Source organism: Streptomyces sp. SID3212 (assembly GCF_009865405.1).
Lineage (GTDB): Bacteria > Actinomycetota > Actinomycetes > Streptomycetales > Streptomycetaceae > Streptomyces.
This window is the reverse complement of the sequence record NZ_WWJY01000175.1, coordinates 1-16,364: the sequence shown is the minus strand read 5'-3', so window position 1 is coordinate 16,364 and position 16,364 is coordinate 1. Positions and strand designations below refer to the sequence as shown.

The following is a 16,364-nucleotide window of genomic DNA, read 5'->3' as shown; positions in this document are numbered from 1 at the left end:
CCCGGACCCGCGTGTCCCGAACCCGGCCCCCGAGCAGGTCCCACCGCGCCGCGAGATCCCGCCGTTCCCCGCGCGCGTCGACCCCACGGGCGGAGCCCTGCCGGGGGTCCGCGCGCCGAGCCCCGGCACGGACGACGGCACCCCCGTCACGGACGGCACGGTCGCCATCCGCGCCATGCGCCGCGGTGTCCCGTCGGGACCGGGCGTGGGTACGGGAACGGGTTCGGGCATCGGCGCCGGTACGGGTACGGGTGGCGGCATGGGTTCCGGTACGGGAGCCGACACCGGCGAGGGCGGTACGGACCGGCCCGCCGTCCCCGGCCAGATCCCGTCCTCCGGAGCGGCCAACCAGCCCCCGGTCGACAGCACGGTCGCCATCCGCGCCCTGCGCGCCGCCCGCCGGGCCAAGGACGAGGACGCCGCCGCCGGCCGTACGGACCAGGCCGACGGCGCCCTGCCGGTCCGCTCCATGACCCCCGGCGCGGCCGGGGCCGGCACCGTACCCCCGCAGTCCCAGAAGCAGCCCCCGCAACCGTCACCCCAGCAAGCCCAGCAGGCCCGCCCGTCCCAGCAACCGCAGCAGGCCCGCCAGGCCCCCGCCGGTGGGGGCTCCGCCTCCTGGGCCCAGCAGGTGCACCAACTCGCGCAGCCCGCGGGCGACCAGCCCGTCGTCCCGTGGAAGCCCCCTGTCAGCGACCCGTTCCTCCAGGCCGCGCAGGCCCAGGCGGCGGCCAGGCCCGGCGGGCTCGGCAAGCGCCTCGTGGCCCGGCTGATCGACACGCTCGTGCTCGGCGCGATCGTCGGGGCCGTCGCCCTGCCGCTCGCGGCCAAGGCCCGTACGCACGTGGACGAGAAGATCGAGGCGGCGAAGCAGACGGGCGAGACCGTCACCGTCTGGCTGCTCGACTCGACGACGGCCGGGTATCTCGGCGCCGTGCTCGGCGCGCTGCTGGTCGTCGGGGTCCTGTACGAGGCGCTGCCCACCGCCAAGTGGGGCCGCACGCTGGGCAAGAAGCTCTGCGGGCTCCAGGTGCGGGACATCGAGTCCCACGAGGCCCCGACCTTCGGGGCGGCCCTGCGCCGCTGGCTGGTCTACGGGGTGCTGGGGCTGCTCGCGGTGGGGGTGCTCAACGTCCTGTGGTGCCTGTTCGACCGGCCGTGGCGGCAGTGCTGGCACGACAAGGCCGCGCACACCTTCGTGGCGGGCTGACCGCGCGGCGGTGGTGAGGGGCGGCCGGGCCGTCTGACGGGGGATCGGCCGACCCTCCGTCAGCTCCGTTGGGCCCCGCTCTCCCGGGTCGGCCGTACCTCCGAACGGCGGGCAAGCCGTTGCGGGGCCTTCGCGGGCGCGGTGCACTGCCCCCATGAGCAACGACCGGCCGCCGCCCGACCAGGAGCCACCCGAGGACGACCCGTTCCGCAAGAAGCCGCGGCAGTCCCCGTCGTCGGAGGGCTCGGGACCGGAGGGCGCACGGCCGGGGGGTGACGGGCCGTCGGAGGAGGGCGACCGGCCGTCCGGGGACTCCCCGTACGGATCGCCCTACGGATCTCCGTACGGGGGAGCGGCAGGCGTCCCGCCCCCACCTCCCCCGGAAGGCTCCGACCCCTTCGGCGGCCCGCCGGGAAGCGGCCGGAGAGGCGGCCCCCCAGGAGGCGGCCGGTACGGGGGCGGGGGCGGCGGAGACGGTCCGTACGGCGGGGACCCGCTCGGCGGCGGCGGTCCCTACGGCGGCGCGGACCCCTACGCGGGCATGGCGCCCCTCGCGCCCTTCGGCAAGCGGCTCACGGCCCGGATCATCGACGTCCTCGTCATCGCCATCCCCGTGGCGATCCTCTCGCTCGCCGTCGGCGGCTTCGACACGTCGACGTCGAACGGGCACAACGAATGGAACGACTTCACCGATCAGGTGAACACCGGCAGGCAGTGGCTCTGGTCGCTCATCTCGCTCATCGCCTACATCGCCTACGACACCCTGCTGACCAAGAGGAACGGCCAGACGCTCGGCAAGCGCTGGCTGAGGCTGCGCGTCGCGATGCTCAACGACGGCGGGGTGCCGGACACGAACGCCTCGCTGCTGCGGGCCGTCATCCTCTGGCTGCCCGCGCTGCTCTGCTGCTTCTGCCTCTGGTGGGCGATCATCATCCTGACGATCTGGACGGGCAAGCCCTACCGACAGGGCCTGCACGACCGGGCCGCCAGGACCGTCGTCGTCTCAGCGGCGCAGTGAATGCCGGCCGGAGCGGGACTCGGCGCCCGCACCCGCGTGCACCCGGGCCTCCCCGGCACCGCCGTCCGGGGCACCGCCGGCCGTACGGGACCGGCCCGCGGCGCGCGCCGCCTTCGCCCGGCCGGGCAGCGGTACGGTCACGGCGACGAGCAGCCCCAGCGCGAGAGCCGCTATACCGATCACCGCGACGCCTATGCCCGTGGACGTACCGGAGAGCAGCAGCATGACGAGGGTCGAGCAGACGACCGTGGCGGAACCGTAGGCGAGCTGTGCGGCAGTCGGACGCGGCATGGCGGAATCCGTCCCTCGGAGCATCAGTGTGGTGTCTCGCGTGTCTCGCACGTACGCCGCACTGCCGCTCGCAGTGGTCGCACCGGTGATCGCACTGTCAGTCGCAGTCTTCGCCGACTCTACGACGGTGGATGCCCCCGCGGAACCAACAGTAAGCGTGAGATGACCCACGGTGCCGTCGCACAGGGGGCGCATGGAGTCACGCCCCCCGCCAAGTGGGCGATTCGGTGCGCCTGTTGTTCGCATGTCCCGGCCGGACCGGCATCCCGGCGCGGCCCGGAGCCCGGGGCCCCGGCGGGCCCGGGGCCGTACCCCGCCCCCGTCCGTATACCGGAGGTCCCCCCGCGCATAATGCACTTGACCAGTTCAAGTCAAGGTCTGGCTTTTCTCCTTCAACTCAGATCAAATACAGCCACTTATGACGCGCATACGCGCGCGGATCCCCCAACTCCCGGACCGCCGCCCGCATGCGCCGGGGAGGACAGCATCACGTGATCAGCAACCGACGGGCAAGAAGAGTGTCCGCGGTGATCGTGGCACTCGCCGCGACCGCCGCCACCGCTTCTGCCTTCACCACGGCACAGGCCGAGGGCAACCCCTCAGCCGGTTCGGCCGGCATCGAGCGCCGCGACCCGGCTCCTCAGAAGGCCGAGGTCGACCACGACCTCGACGGCCCGTTCAGCAAGCAGCAGGCGGCCGAGCGCAGCGCCGCCATGGAACAGGTCATCGCGGGTGACGCCAAGGTCGAGAAGCGCGGCGGCTCGCAGGTCGTCAAGCTCGGCAACAAGAAGTACGTCGAGCTGGGCCGCGAGAAGACCGACAAGATCTTCACCGTGCTGGTGGAGTTCGGCGACCAGGTGGACACCACCTCGCAGTACGACCCGGACGGCGCGGCCGGCCCCAAGCCGCCGGTCGTCAAGTACGGCGGCACGCCCGGGCCGCAGCACAACGAGATAGCCGAGCCCGACCGGAAGGTGGACAACTCCACCGCCTGGCAGGCCGACTACAACCAGCAGCACTTCCAGGACCTCTACTTCGGTGAGGGCAAGGACCGCAAGGGCAAGCCGAAGGAATCGCTGAAGACCTACTACGAGAAGACGTCCTCCGGGCGTTACTCGGTCGACGGCGAGGTCTCCGACTGGGTCAAGGTCCCGTACAACGAGGCCCGTTACGGCTCGAACTACTGCGGCAGCTCCAACTGCGCCAACGTCTGGGACGCGGTCAAGGACGGCGTCACCGCGTGGGCCGCCGACCAGAAGGCCAAGGGCCGGACGGACGCCCAGATCAAGACGGACCTCGCCGGCTACGACCAGTGGGACCGTTACGACTTCGACGGCGACGGCAACTTCAACGAGCCCGACGGTTACATCGACCACTTCCAGATCGTCCACGCGGGCGAGGACGAGTCGGCCGGCGGCGGCGCCGAGGGCGCCAACGCCCTGTGGGCGCACCGCTGGTACGCGTACGGCACCGACGCGGGTCGCACCGGCCCGGCGGAGAACAAGTCCGGTGGTACGCAGATCGGCGACACCGGCATCTGGGTCGGCGACTACACGATGCAGCCGGAGAACGGCGGCCTCGGCGTCTTCGCGCACGAGTACGGCCACGACCTGGGCCTGCCCGACCTGTACGACACCGCGGGCGGCGACAACTCCACCGCCTTCTGGACCCTGATGTCGTCGGGCTCCTGGCTGGGCAACGGCAAGGACGCCATCGGCGACCGGCCGGGCGACATGACGGCCTGGGACAAGCTCCAGCTCGGCTGGCTCAGCTACGCCAAGGCCAAGGCCGCCACGAACTCGACCGTCAAGCTGGGTGTCTCGGAGTACAACACCAAGAACCCGCAGGCGCTGATCGTGGACCTGCCGCCCAAGGAAGAGACCACCACGGTCGTGAAGCCCGCCGAGGGCTCCAAGCAGTGGTGGAGCGACATGGGTGACGACCTCAAGAACACCCTCACCCGCTCGGTCGACCTGACGGGCAAGTCCACGGCGTCCCTGGAGCTCCAGGGCTGGTGGGACATCGAGGCCGACTACGACTACCTGTACGCCGAGGTCTCCACGGACGGCACCAACTGGACGCCGGCCGAGGGCACCGCGGACGGTCTGCCCATCACCCGTGACTCGGCCGACAAGCCGGCGCTGACCGGTGGTTCGGGCGCGTACAAGAAGCTCGTCTACGACCTGAACGCCTACGCGGGCAAGAAGGTCGACGTCCGCTTCCGCTACCAGACGGACGGCGGCGCGGGCGGCAAGGGCTTCGCGGCCGACGCGATCAGCGTGGTCGCCGACGGTGCCCCGCTCTTCACGGACAACGCCGAGGGCGACGACGCGGGCTGGACCGCGAAGGGCTTCTCGCGCATCGGTGAGTCCTTCACCCAGGACTACCCGCAGTACTACATCGCCGAGAACCGCCAGTACGTGTCGTACGACGAGACCCTCAAGGTCGGTCCGTACAACTTCGGGTTCGCGGCGCCGAACGACAGCAAGGTGGAGCACTTCCCGTACCAGACAGGTCTGCTGATCTGGCTGTGGGACACCTCGCAGAAGGACAACAACACCAGCCAGCACGCGGGCGAGGGTCTTGTCCTGCCGATCGACGCGCACGCGAAGGCCGAGAAGTGGGCCGACGGGTCGCTGATGCGCAACCGCATCCAGGCCTACGACTCCACGTTCAGCTGGTGGCCGACGCAGGGTCTGACGCTGCACAAGGCGAACGTCGCGGCCAAGATCAAGCCGAAGCTGGGCTCGCCGGTCTTCGACGACCGCAAGGGCACCTACTACGACCCGGCGAACCCGCAGGGAAGTGTGCAGGTTCCTGACACGAACACGAAGATCACGATCGTCGGTCAGCCGCTGGACGGCCAGACGCTCACGGTCCACGTGGGTCCCTCCGGTCGGTAACCGGAAGTAACCGCAGGTCAAACCATGATCGGCCGTCGCCCTCTAGCGGGCGGCGGCCGATCGTGTTTAGGTGCGTCCTACGGGCGTCTTATTGACAAGACGTCTCATGACGACGCTCGACCGGCACACGGGGGAGAGGAAGACCATGGCAGGCGGAGGCTTCAGCAGACTCCCGAACGGCACGGTGGTGGTGGCACTGACCCTGCCCAGCCCGACGACCGAGGGCGGCACGGTCCGCGTCCTGGTCCACGCGGGAAACCGCGCCCGCGCCCTGACCAGGCTGCGGAATCTGGGGCTCCGGGCGGTGTACCTGCGGGGGAACGCGGAGCCGCCGACGCTGGACGAGATCACGGCGGTGCTGCATCACCCTGACGGGCTGCTGTGGCGGACGACTCCGGAGTGCGTGGAGGAGCTGTGGCAGCCCATAGGGGCGTTGCTGAGGGGGCCGGTGGGGCGGGCGGCGTAGGGCCGCTTGCGGCCGTGTGTGGGCGGTTCTGTGGCCCCTGCCGGTGGGGTGGGCACGGCCTCCGGCCGTAGGTGTCCTCAAGCGCCGGACGGGCTTGATTTGTCGTGGTGCCGGGGGGTGGGGCCTCCGGAGGCCCCACCCCCCTCACGTGGGACGGGTGGATCAGGCCACCACCGGCTTGCCGGTGAGGGTCACTCCTGCTGTGCGCATCTCGTCCAGGGCGCGGTCCGTCGTTTCTCGGGACACGCCTGCCGTCAGGTCCAGGAGTACGTGGGTGACGAATCCCTCACTTGTCGCGTCCAGGGCCGTCGCGCGTACGCAGTGGTCCGTGGCGATGCCGACCACGTCGACCTCGGTCACTTCGCGCTCGCGGAGCCAGTCCGCCAGGCCGGTGCCGTTCTCGTCCGTGCCCTCGAAGCCGCTGTACGCCCCCGTGTACGCGCCCTTGTCGAAGACCGCGTCGATCGCGCCGGACGCCACCGCCGGGGCGAAGTTCGGGTGGAAGCCCACCCCCTCCGTTCCGGCCACGCAGTGCGCCGGCCAGGTCGTCTCGTAGTCCGGGACGGCCGGCGCCTTGGCGAAGTGGCTGCCCGGGTCGATGTGGTGGTCGCGGGTCGCCACCACGTGGCGGTACACGGCGGTCGCCTCGCCGATGAGGTCGGTGATGGCGGCGGCCACGTCGGCGCCCCCCTCCACCGCGAGGCTCCCGCCCTCGCAGAAGTCGTTCTGAACGTCGACGACGATCAAGGCGCGGTGCATGGCGGGTTTCCTTCGGTGGGAGCGGACGGCTTCGGGGCGGTTGTGAGCCTAGGGGGAGGGGACGGTCATCGGTCAGACGTAAACGGTCGGAATCACCGGCTCCCCGCGCGAGAGCTGGATCGCCGACATCGGCAGCCCCGCCCGCGCCGCGATGTGCCGGTCCCGCGCCGCGTCCAGCGGCTCGCGGGCCACCACCCTGCCGCCCTTGACCAGCCGCACCAGCAGCTGGTCGTCGAGCAGCTCGGGCGGTACGGCCCCGGTGCCGAGCACCTCCGCCTCGGCGCGGCCCTCCGCGTCCCGCCGCCGCGCGGCCCACTTGCGGCCGCCGATGGACGTCTTCCCGCCGAGCGACTTCTTCGCCACCGGTACGAGCTCCGCCGCCGGGTCCGCGGACTCCGCGCGTGCCACGATCTTGTAGACCATCGAGCAGGTGGGGTGCCCGCTGCCGGTGACCAGCTGGGTGCCGACGCCGTACGCGTCCACCGGGGCCGCCGCCAGCGAGGCGATCGCGTACTCGTCCAGGTCGGAGGTGACCACGATCCGGGTGTTCACCGCGCCCAGCTCGTCCAGCTGCTGCCGTACCCGGTGCGCGACCAGCAGCAGGTCGCCCGAGTCGATGCGGACGGCGCCCAGTTCGGGCCCGGCGATCTCCACCGCGGTACGCACGGCCTCCGCCACGTCGTACGTGTCCACCAGCAGCGTCGTGCCTCGCCCGAGCGAGTCGACCTGCGCCCGGAACGCGTCGCGCTCGGTGTCGTGGAGCAGCGTGAAGGCGTGCGCGCTCGTGCCCACGGTCGGAATGCCGTACCGGAACCCGGCCGCGAGGTCCGACGTGGTGTCGAACCCGCCGACGTACGCGGCGCGCGCCGCCGCCACCGCCGACAGTTCGTGCGTGCGCCGCGCGCCCATCTCGATCAGCCGCCGCCCCCCGGCCGCCGCCGACATCCGGGAGGCCGCCGCGGCGATCGCCGAGTCGTGGTTGAGGATCGACAGGATCACGGTCTCCAGCAGCACGCACTCGGCGAAGGAGCCCTCCACGCGCAGGATCGGCGAGCCCGGGAAGTACGTCTCGCCCTCCGGGTAGCCCCAGATGTCCCCGCCGAAGCGGTACGAGGCCAGCCAGGCCAGCGTCTCCTCGTCGACGATCTCCCGCTCCCGCAGGAAACGCAGGACGTCCGCGTCGAAGCGGAAGTTCTCCACGGCGTCCAGGACGCGCCCGGTGCCCGCGACGACCCCGTACCGGCGCCCCTCGGGCAGCCGCCGGGTGAAGACCTCGAAGACCGAGCGGCGGTCGGCCGTGCCGGCCCGGAGAGCGGCTCGGAGCATGGTCAGCTCGTACTGGTCGGTGAAGAGCGCGGTCGACGGCACGTCCACCGGCAGCCCAAGGTCCGCAGTGTTCATACGGACGATGCTACCCCCAATACTCGTCAGAGTGACGATTTCTTTTCCGCCGCCTCCCGCGTCACCGCCGGAGTCGTTTGTGCGACCGGCCCCCCTGGGTGGCAGCATGGGTCGTGCAGGGCTGAATCCCGGGCTGCAACCGGCAGAGAAGAAGGTCGTCCCGAACCGTGAGTGTCGCTCCGACAGAGATCGAACGCCCCGAATCGGCCGAGGAGACGTTCGTCGTCCCCGAACCCGACGTGCCCTGGCTGACGATCGTCCACAACGACCCGGTCAACCTCATGAGTTATGTGGCGTACGTCTTCCAGGCGTATTTCGGCTACTCCAAGGACAAGGCACACAAACTGATGCTCGACGTCCACCACAAGGGCCGCGCGGTCGTCTCCAGCGGCAGCCGCGAGGAGATGGAACGCGACGTGCAGGCGATGCACGGATACGGCCTCTGGGCGACCCTGACCCAGGACCGCGACTGATGGCCGGGCACTTCGAGGCCACCCCGGGCGGCGGCGCGGCCGTCGCGCTCGACGAGGTGGAGATCTGGATCCTGCGCTCCCTGGCCATGCAGCTGCTGGAGCTGATCGGCCCCGGCGACGAGCCCGCCCAGGGCGAGGACCCGCTCGCCGCGCTCTTCGCGGTCGGCCCCAGCGAACCGCCCGAGGACCCCGCGCTGGCCCGGCTCTTCCCGGACGCGTACGGCGACGGCGACGACGAACTGAAGGAGTTCTCCTCGGAGTTCCGGCGCTTCACGGAGAACGACCTGCGCGACCGCAAGCGCGCCGACGGCATCGCCGTCGTCCGCTCGCTCGACGCGCTGGGCCCCACGGGCGAGGCCGGCGCCGTCCTCAAGCTGAGCGGTGAGGAGTGCCTGCACTGGCTGGGCGCCCTCAACGACCTCCGGCTGACCATAGGTACCCGCCTGGAGGTCACCGACGAGGACGAGGGAGCCGAGCTGTACCGGCTGCCCGACACCGATCCGCGCAAGCCGATGGTGATGGCGTACCTCTGGCTCGGCGCGCTCCAGGAGAGCCTCATCGAGACGCTGTCGGCCTGACGGCCGTATCCGGGGGGCGTATCCGGGGGGATCGAACCGGCCCGCTGCCGACGACGGCGCGGGCCGGCAGGCAGAAAGGGCGCATCACCATGACCTCTGCGCAGGTCGACCAGGGGCAGGACGACGGCGGCGGAGCCGCTCCCCGTACCGGTGAGGACCACACCGGCGAAGAGGGCTACGAGCGCGGACTGGGCAGCCGGCAGGTCCAGATGATCGCGATCGGCGGGGCGATCGGCGTCGGCCTCTTCATGGGCGCCGGAGCGAACATCGCCAAGGCGGGGCCCAGCATCATCCTCATGTACGCCCTCGCCGGCGTCGTCATCTTCTTCATCATGCGGGCCCTCGGCGAACTGCTGCTCTACCGCCCCGTGTCGGGCTCCTTCGCGGAGTACGCCCGGGAGTTCCTCGGCCCGTTCTCCGGGTTCGCGACGGGGTGGACGTACTGGCTGATGTGGGTGGTCACCGGCATGGCCGAGCTGACCGCCGCGGCCATCTACATCCACTTCTGGTTCCCCGCGATCCCGCAGTGGGTCAGCGCGCTGGTGTTCCTCGTGGTCCTCTTCGGGGTGAACCTGATCTCGGTGAAGATCTTCGGCGAGGTCGAGTTCTGGTTCTCGATGATCAAGGTCACCGCCATCATCGGCATGATCGTGATCGGCCTCGGCGTCCTCACCCTCGGCTTCTCCGAGGCCGGTGACACCGCGCGGGCCTCCAACCTCTGGGCGCACGACGGCGTTTTCCCGAACGGCATCGGCTCCAGCCTGATGACCCTCCAGGGCGTGATGTTCGCCTACCTCGCCGTCGAACTCGTCGGCGTCACCGCGGGCGAGTCGCAGAATCCCGGGAAGACCCTCCCCAAGGCGATCAACACCCTGCCCTGGCGCATCATCGTGTTCTACGTCGGTGCGCTCTCCGTCATCCTCGCCGTCGTCGAATGGACCGAATTCTCGGCCGGCACCAGCCCGTTCGTGTACGCCTTCGAGAAGATGGGCATCCCGCTCGCCGCGGGCATCGTCAACTTCGTGGTCCTCACCGCCGCGCTCTCCTCCTGCAACTCCGGCATGTACTCCACCGGCCGGATGCTGCGCGGCCTCGCCGCCAACAGCGAGGCGCCCAGGGCGTTCGGCAGGCTCAACTCCCGCAGGACCCCGGCACTGGGCATCACCGTCTCCGCCGCCCTGATGGGCATCGGCGTGATCCTCAACTACATCGTCCCGGAGAAGGCGTTCGGATACGTCACCTCCGTGGCGACCGCCGCCGGGGTCTGGACGTGGCTGATGATCCTGGTCAGCCACATCCGCTACCGCCGCGCCGTCGACGCGGGCCGCCTGCCGGCGTCCCCGTTCCCGGCCCCCGGCGGGGCGGTGTTCAGCTGGGTCGCGGTCGCCTTCCTGGCGCTCGTCACCTGCCTGATCGCGTACGACAAGGACGCGCGGGTCTCCCTGTACGTCGGCGCGGTCTGGGCGGTCGGTCTCGTGGTGGGCTGGCGGCTCCTCCAGCGCCGTACGGCCGGCAGCGAGGGGCCCGGGTACGCCTCCGCGGCGGAGTGACCGGCTCCTGTACGGGGCCGGCGCCGCGGCCCGGCCCCGCCCTCCGCGGGGCCGGGTCCGTTTATATTTCCAGCATGCTCACCATCAGCCAGGCCCTGCACGACCAGATCGTCGCGCACGCCCGACGCGACCACCCCGACGAGGCCTGCGGCGTGGTCGCGGGCCCGGCCGGCACCGGACTCCCCGAGCGCTTCATCCCCATGCTCAACGCCGCGCGCTCGCCCACGTTCTACGAGTTCGACTCGGCCGACCTGCTCAAGCTCTACCGGGACATGGACGACCGCGACGAGGAGCCGGTGATCGTCTACCACTCCCACACGGCGACCGAGGCCTACCCGTCCCGTACCGACATCACGTACGCGAACGAGCCCGGAGCCCACTACGTGCTGGTCTCCACCGCCGACAGCGACGGCCTGGGCCCCTTCCAGTTCCGCTCGTACCGCATCGTCGACGGCCAGGTCACGGAGGAGGACGTCGAGGTCGTCGCCGAGGCGCCGGAGGGCGTCTGAGAGACTGACCGGCGAACCCGAGGCGGCAGGAACCCAGGAAGCCGGTGCGAATCCGGCGCGGTCCCGCCACTGTGACCGGGCCCCCAGGACAGACCCTGGACGGCCCGGCAGCCAGGAACTGACCTGCCGCCCTTCTTCCACCAACCAGGGGACGCGGAAATCCCCTGGAGGAGGCCCAGCCGTGCATGTCGTTCCCCGGCGCCGCCGCGCGCTCATAGCCGTCGCCCTGTCCGCCGTTCTGCTCCCGCTCGCCGCCTGCGGCGACAGCACGGACGGCAAGGACGCGACCGGCGCGAAACCCGCCGCCGACGCCCCCCGGGGCTTCCCGTACACCGTCACCAACTGCGGTGTGACCACCACCTACCAGGCCCCGCCGAAGCGGGTGGTCACCATGAACCAGCACGCCACCGAGGTCATGCTGGCCCTCGGCCTCCAGAAGTCCCTGGTCGGCACCGCCTACCTGGACGACAAGATCCTCCCGGCCTACGCCGAGGCCTACGCGGACGTCCCGGTCCTCGCCAAGGAGTACCCCTCCAAGGAGAAACTCCTCGCCGCCAACCCCGACTTCGTCTACGGCGGCTACTCCAGCGCCTTCGACGCCGGGGACGGCCGCGCCCGCGACGCGCTCCGGAACTCCGGCGTGAACACCCGGCTCAACCTGGAGAACTGCACCCAGGGCAAGACCACCCTGGACGACGTCTACCAGGAAGTACGGGAAGTCGGCCGCACCTTCGGCGTCCCCGACCGCGCCGAGAAGTGGATCGCCGACGCCCGCGCCACCGTCGCCGGCACCGCCGAGAAGCTCAAGAAGGTCAAACCACTCTCCGTCTTCGTCTACGACAGCGGCGACAAGGCCGCCTTCACCGCCGGCGGCAAGGGCATCGGCAACGAACTGATCACCCGCGCCGGCGGCCGCAACGTCTTCGCCGACCTCGACAAGTCCTTCGGCGACGCCACCTGGGAACAGGTCGTCGCCCGCAGGCCCGAGAGCGTCGTCATCTACGACTACGGCTCCACCACCGTCGCCCAGAAGGAGAAGCGCCTCCTGGACGACCCCGTCCTCCAGGACGTCCCGGCGATCAAGAACAAACGATTCGCCGTCATGCCCCTCTCCGAGGTCGTCCTCGGCGTCCGCGCCCCCGGCGCCATCGCGGAACTCGCCGCGCAACTCCACCCCGAGACCGTGAAGTAAGACCCGGTGAGCGCCACCCCCTCCCCGCCCGCCCCCGGGCGGATACGCCACACCCTCGTGCTGACCGGCCTCGCCGCCGCACTCGCCACCGCCGTCGTCGCGGCCCTCGCCCTCGGCTCCGTCCGCATCCCGCCCGGCCAGGTCGTCGCCGCCCTGACCGGGCGGGCCGACCCCGGCCCCTTCCGTACGATCGTGCTCGACGTACGGCTCCCGCGCGTCCTCCTCGGCGCGGTCGTCGGCGCCGGACTAGCCGTCGTCGGGACCGTCCTCCAGGCCCTCGTACGCAACCGGCTCGCCGACCCCTTCCTCCTCGGCATCTCCTCCGGAGCGTCCACCGGCGCCGTCCTGGTCCTCGTCCTCGGCATCGGCGGCGGCGTCACCACCACCGTCGCCATGCCCGCCGCCGCCTTCGCCGGCAGCCTCGTCGCCCTCGTCCTCGTCTACGGACTCGCCCGGCGCGGCGGCGAACTGACCGGCGGCCGGCTCGTCCTCGCCGGCGTCACCGTCTCGTACATCCTCACCGCCCTCACCACCCTCGTCCTCGTCGTCTCCGCCCGCCCCGAGCACTTCCAGGAAGCCCTCTACTGGTCGATGGGCGGCCTCGGCAGCGCCCGCTGGTCCACCCTCCTGCTCCCCGGCGCCGTCCTCACCCTCGGCACCGCCGTCCTCATGGCCCTCGCCCGCCCGCTCGACCTGCTCCTCCTCGGCGAGGAAGGCGCCACCGCCCTCGGCCTGGACACCGCACGCTTCCGCGCCGCCGTCTTCGTCCTCGCCTCCCTGGTCACCGGCGTCATGGTCGCCGCCAGCGGCGCCGTCGGATTCGTCGGACTGCTCGTCCCGCACGCCGCCCGTATGGTCGTCGGCGCCACCCACCGGGTCCTGCTGCCCGTCGCCGCGCTCGGCGGGGCCGTCGTCCTCGTCGCCGCCGACCTCGCGGCCCGTACCGTGGCCGCCCCCCAGGACATCCCCGTCGGCGTGCTCACCGCGCTCACCGGCGGGCCCTTCTTCCTCTGGCTGATGCGCCGCCGCCCCGAAGGAGCCCCCGTATGACGAGCCAGGAAGGAGGACCCGTATGACCGCCTCGCTGTCCCTCGAAGGACTCTCGTACGAAACGGGCGGACGCCTCCTCGTCGACCGCGCCGACCTCACCACCGCCCCCGGCGAGACCGTCGGACTCGTCGGCCCCAACGGCAGCGGCAAGACCACCCTGCTGCGGTGTGTGTACGGGACCCTGCGCCCCACCCACGGACGCGCCCTGCTCGACGGGCGCGACCTCCACACGATGACCCCCAAGGAACGGGCCCGCCGCGTCGCCACCGTCCCGCAGGACGGCGGCACCGAGTTCGAACTCACCGTCAGGGAGGTCGTCGCCATGGGCCGCTCCCCGCACAAACGCTTCTGGGAGGCCGACACCGCCGCCGACACCACCCTCGCCGACGAGGCCCTCGCCCAGGTCGGGATCGCCGGCCTCGCCCCGCGCGCCTTCCCCACCCTGTCCGGCGGCGAACGCCAGCGCGCCCTCGTCGCCCGCGCCCTGGTCCAGCGGCCCGCGCTGCTCGTCCTGGACGAGCCGACCAACCACCTCGACATCAGCCACCAGCTCGGCATCCTCACCCTGATCGAGCGGTCGGCGACCACCAGCCTCCTCGCCCTCCACGATCTCAACCTCGCCGCCCACTACTGCGACCGGATCTACGTCCTCCGGGCGGGCAGGATCGTCGCCTCCGGCACCCCGCACGACGTCCTCACCCCCGCACTCCTCGACACGGTCTACGGAGTGAAGGCCGAGGTCAGCGAGCACCCGGTGACCGGCAGACCCTTCGTGGTCTACCTGCCGCCGTCCACCTGACGAACACCATTCGTCCGCCGGACGAGACGGCCTATCGGGATGCGAAGCGGGAATCGATACGATGACCGCATGGTTCTTCCCGACGTGAGCGACAAGACGCCGAGCACCCCGCTGCTCCTCGTGGCGCGGCTGCACGTCGACCTGTGCCGCCTCGCCAGCGCCATCTGTCCCGGCGCGTGTCCTGACGCGGTCGGCTGAGCCCGAGACGCGCGCCGGTCACGCGGTCCTACCGGCCGCCCCGACCGGGAACGAGAGCCTCCGCCAGGCCCGTACGCCGTCCGCACCCGCACCTCCGCACCACCCCCTCCGCGCGGGGGCGCGAGCCGCGCGCCCATACTTCTCCCGCCCGGCCCGTTCTTCCCGCCCCGCCGTACCGACAAGGAGCCCACGTCATGGCCATCGAGGTCCGCATCCCGACCATCCTCCGCACCTACACCGACGGAGCGAAGGCCGTCCAGGGCACCGGCGACACCCTCTCGGACCTGTTCGCCGACCTCGACACCCGCCACGCCGGCATCCGCGAGCGCCTCATCGACCCGGCCGCCGGCAACCAGCTGCGCCGCTTCGTCAACGTCTACCTGAACGACGAGGACGTCCGCTTCCTGGACGGCATCTCCACGGCCCTCTCCGACGGCGACAGCGTCACCATCCTCCCGGCGGTCGCCGGCGGCGCTCCCGAGACGCACACGGCCTGATGCGCTACGAATCCCCGCTGGCGGCGGTCGGCAACACCCCTCTGGTACGGCTTCCCCGGCTCTCGCCCTCGGACGACGTCCGGATCTGGGCCAAGCTGGAGGACCGCAACCCGACCGGCTCCGTCAAGGACCGGCCCGCCCTGCACATGGTCGAGCAGGCCGAGAAGGACGGGCGGCTCACCCCGGGCTGCACGATCCTGGAACCCACCAGCGGCAACACCGGCATCTCGCTCGCGATGGCGGCCAAGCTCAAGGGCTACCGCATCGTCTGCGTCATGCCGGAGAACACCTCACGGGAGCGGCGCGACCTGCTCACCATGTGGGGCGCGGAGATCATCCCGTCCCCGGCGGCGGGCGGCTCCAACACGGCCGTGAAGGTCGCGAAGGAGCTGGCGGAGAAGAACCCCGACTGGGTGATGCTCTACCAGTACGGCAACCCCGACAACGCGGGCGCCCACTACGCCACCACCGGCCCCGAGATCCTCGCCGACCTGCCGTCCGTCACCCACTTCGTGGCCGGCCTCGGCACGACGGGCACGCTCATGGGCGTCGGCCGGTTCCTGCGCGAGCACAAGCCCGACGTCAAGATCGTCGCGGCGGAGCCCCGCTACGACGACGTCGTGTACGGGCTGCGGAACCTGGACGAGGGCTTCGTACCGGAGCTGTACGACGCGTCGGTCCTCACCACCCGCTTCTCCGTCGGCTCGGCCGACGCGGTGACCCGTACCCGTGAACTCCTCCAGCAGGAAGGCATCTTCGCCGGCGTCTCCACCGGCGCCGCGCTCCACGCGGCGATCGGCGTCGGCAAGAAGGCGGTCAAGGCGGGCGAGAGCGCGGACATCGTGTTCGTCGTGGCGGACGGCGGCTGGAAGTACCTGTCGACGGGCGTGTACACGGCGGCCACGACGGAAGAGGCGATCGAAACGCTGCACGGCCAACTGTGGGCGTGAGCGGGAACACGTCGAGCCCGTCCCGGCACCCCTCACCGTCAAGCCCGTTCCGGTACCCATCCAGCCCGTCCGGCGATTGAGGACACCCGGCGGCCGAAGGCCGTGTGCCCCACACCCGCCCCACTGCCGCACACGACCCCGCCCCCGTCACCCCGCCAGGTCCCGCACCCGCTCCCACAACGCCGGATCCACCCGCGACGCCCGCCGCCGGAAGTCCTTGAGCCGTACGCTCCTCAGCTCACCCGTCTCCAGGTAGCTCCGGCGGCCCTGCGCGTCGCCCACCGTGTCCGGCGGCAGCAGGATGACCCCCGGGCCGTCGTGCTGCTTCGTCGTGATCTTCACGACCCGCGCGCTGTTCCCCCGGACCGACAGGACCAGACACGGCCGGTCCTTCGACCCGGGGCCGTCCTCGAACGGCACGTTCGCCCACCAGATCTCCCCCGGGACGGGCCGCCCCGTCCGCTTCGGCGCACGGGCCGGCCGCCCCGGCGGCCTGGTCCTGCCACCGGGCCCGCGCCCG

Annotated in this window: 18 protein-coding genes and 1 riboswitch; of the genes, 14 read left to right on the top strand and 4 right to left on the bottom strand. The window is 71.4% G+C overall.

The window, feature by feature from the left end:
- Together GT042_RS05180 and GT042_RS05175 are read left to right on the top strand one after the other, a co-directional pair.
- On the top strand, positions 1-1,210 hold a 1,210-nt coding region (locus GT042_RS05180; protein WP_161307510.1), incomplete at its 5' end, for an RDD family protein.
- Between the two features lie 154 nt (positions 1,211-1,364).
- On the top strand, positions 1,365-2,228 hold the full coding sequence (locus GT042_RS05175; RefSeq protein WP_161307509.1) for an RDD family protein: 864 nt from the start codon (positions 1,365-1,367) through the stop codon (positions 2,226-2,228).
- Here GT042_RS05175 and GT042_RS05170 read toward each other — a convergent pair.
- Positions 2,214-2,519 carry a hypothetical protein gene (locus GT042_RS05170; protein WP_161307508.1) on the bottom strand — a complete coding sequence of 102 codons (306 nt, stop codon included), beginning with the start codon at positions 2,517-2,519 and terminating at the stop codon, positions 2,214-2,216. The genes GT042_RS05175 and GT042_RS05170 overlap by 15 nt on opposite strands.
- Positions 2,520-3,010: 491 nt before the next feature.
- Between GT042_RS05170 and GT042_RS05165 the strand changes: the two genes are divergently transcribed.
- Positions 3,011-5,422, top strand: a complete 2,412-nt coding sequence (locus GT042_RS05165) for an immune inhibitor A domain-containing protein (RefSeq protein ID WP_161307507.1) — start codon at positions 3,011-3,013, stop codon at positions 5,420-5,422.
- 145 nt (positions 5,423-5,567) lie between these two features.
- Complete coding sequence (locus GT042_RS05160; RefSeq protein ID WP_161307506.1) at positions 5,568-5,888, top strand: hypothetical protein; 321 nt, start codon at positions 5,568-5,570, stop codon at positions 5,886-5,888.
- 162 nt (positions 5,889-6,050) lie between these two features.
- Here GT042_RS05160 and GT042_RS05155 read toward each other — a convergent pair whose 3' ends face one another.
- Complete coding sequence (locus tag GT042_RS05155) at positions 6,051-6,647, bottom strand: nicotinamidase (protein ID WP_161307505.1); 597 nt, start codon at positions 6,645-6,647, stop codon at positions 6,051-6,053.
- 72 nt (positions 6,648-6,719) lie between these two features.
- Positions 6,720-8,048 carry a nicotinate phosphoribosyltransferase gene (locus GT042_RS05150; RefSeq protein ID WP_161307504.1) on the bottom strand — a complete coding sequence of 443 codons (1,329 nt, stop codon included), beginning with the start codon at positions 8,046-8,048 and terminating at the stop codon, positions 6,720-6,722.
- A gap of 167 nt (positions 8,049-8,215) precedes the next feature.
- Here GT042_RS05150 and clpS point away from each other — a divergent pair, with 167 nt between their 5' ends.
- From clpS to GT042_RS05105, 10 genes are all read left to right on the top strand, one after another.
- The gene (gene clpS, locus GT042_RS05145) at positions 8,216-8,521 is read left to right on the top strand and encodes an ATP-dependent Clp protease adapter ClpS (protein WP_161307503.1); all 306 of its coding nucleotides are present in this window, start codon (positions 8,216-8,218) and stop codon (positions 8,519-8,521) included.
- Complete coding sequence (locus GT042_RS05140; RefSeq protein WP_161307502.1) at positions 8,521-9,099, top strand: DUF2017 domain-containing protein; 579 nt, start codon at positions 8,521-8,523, stop codon at positions 9,097-9,099. Before clpS ends, GT042_RS05140 begins: the two co-directional genes overlap by 1 nt.
- A gap of 209 nt (positions 9,100-9,308) precedes the next feature.
- Positions 9,309-10,649 carry an amino acid permease gene (locus GT042_RS05135; protein WP_237530484.1) on the top strand — a complete coding sequence of 447 codons (1,341 nt, stop codon included), beginning with the start codon at positions 9,309-9,311 and terminating at the stop codon, positions 10,647-10,649.
- A gap of 74 nt (positions 10,650-10,723) precedes the next feature.
- Positions 10,724-11,158 (top strand): M67 family metallopeptidase, encoded by a 435-nt coding sequence (locus GT042_RS05130; protein WP_161307500.1) that lies wholly within the window; start codon positions 10,724-10,726, stop codon positions 11,156-11,158.
- 34 nt (positions 11,159-11,192) lie between these two features.
- Positions 11,193-11,279: riboswitch (cobalamin riboswitch) on the top strand.
- Positions 11,280-11,339: 60 nt separating this feature from the next.
- On the top strand, positions 11,340-12,350 hold the full coding sequence (locus GT042_RS05125; protein ID WP_161307499.1) for an ABC transporter substrate-binding protein: 1,011 nt from the start codon (positions 11,340-11,342) through the stop codon (positions 12,348-12,350).
- A gap of 6 nt (positions 12,351-12,356) precedes the next feature.
- Positions 12,357-13,400, top strand: coding sequence for an iron ABC transporter permease (locus GT042_RS05120; RefSeq protein ID WP_161307498.1), 1,044 nt, complete (start codon positions 12,357-12,359; stop codon positions 13,398-13,400).
- A gap of 22 nt (positions 13,401-13,422) precedes the next feature.
- Positions 13,423-14,199, top strand: a complete 777-nt coding sequence (locus GT042_RS05115; protein ID WP_161307497.1) for an ABC transporter ATP-binding protein — start codon at positions 13,423-13,425, stop codon at positions 14,197-14,199.
- 69 nt (positions 14,200-14,268) lie between these two features.
- The gene (locus tag GT042_RS39815; protein WP_272925675.1) at positions 14,269-14,397 is read left to right on the top strand and encodes a putative leader peptide; all 129 of its coding nucleotides are present in this window, start codon (positions 14,269-14,271) and stop codon (positions 14,395-14,397) included.
- Positions 14,398-14,591: 194 nt separating this feature from the next.
- On the top strand, positions 14,592-14,894 hold the full coding sequence (locus tag GT042_RS05110) for a MoaD/ThiS family protein (RefSeq protein WP_161307496.1): 303 nt from the start codon (positions 14,592-14,594) through the stop codon (positions 14,892-14,894).
- Positions 14,894-15,844: a cysteine synthase gene (locus GT042_RS05105; protein ID WP_161307495.1), complete on the top strand. Its 951-nt coding sequence runs from the start codon at positions 14,894-14,896 to the stop codon at positions 15,842-15,844. The genes GT042_RS05110 and GT042_RS05105 overlap by 1 nt, the downstream gene beginning before the upstream one ends.
- A gap of 147 nt (positions 15,845-15,991) precedes the next feature.
- Here GT042_RS05105 and GT042_RS05100 read toward each other — a convergent pair.
- The coding region (locus GT042_RS05100) for a type II toxin-antitoxin system PemK/MazF family toxin (RefSeq protein ID WP_161307494.1) at positions 15,992-16,364 on the bottom strand (373 nt) is incomplete at its 5' end.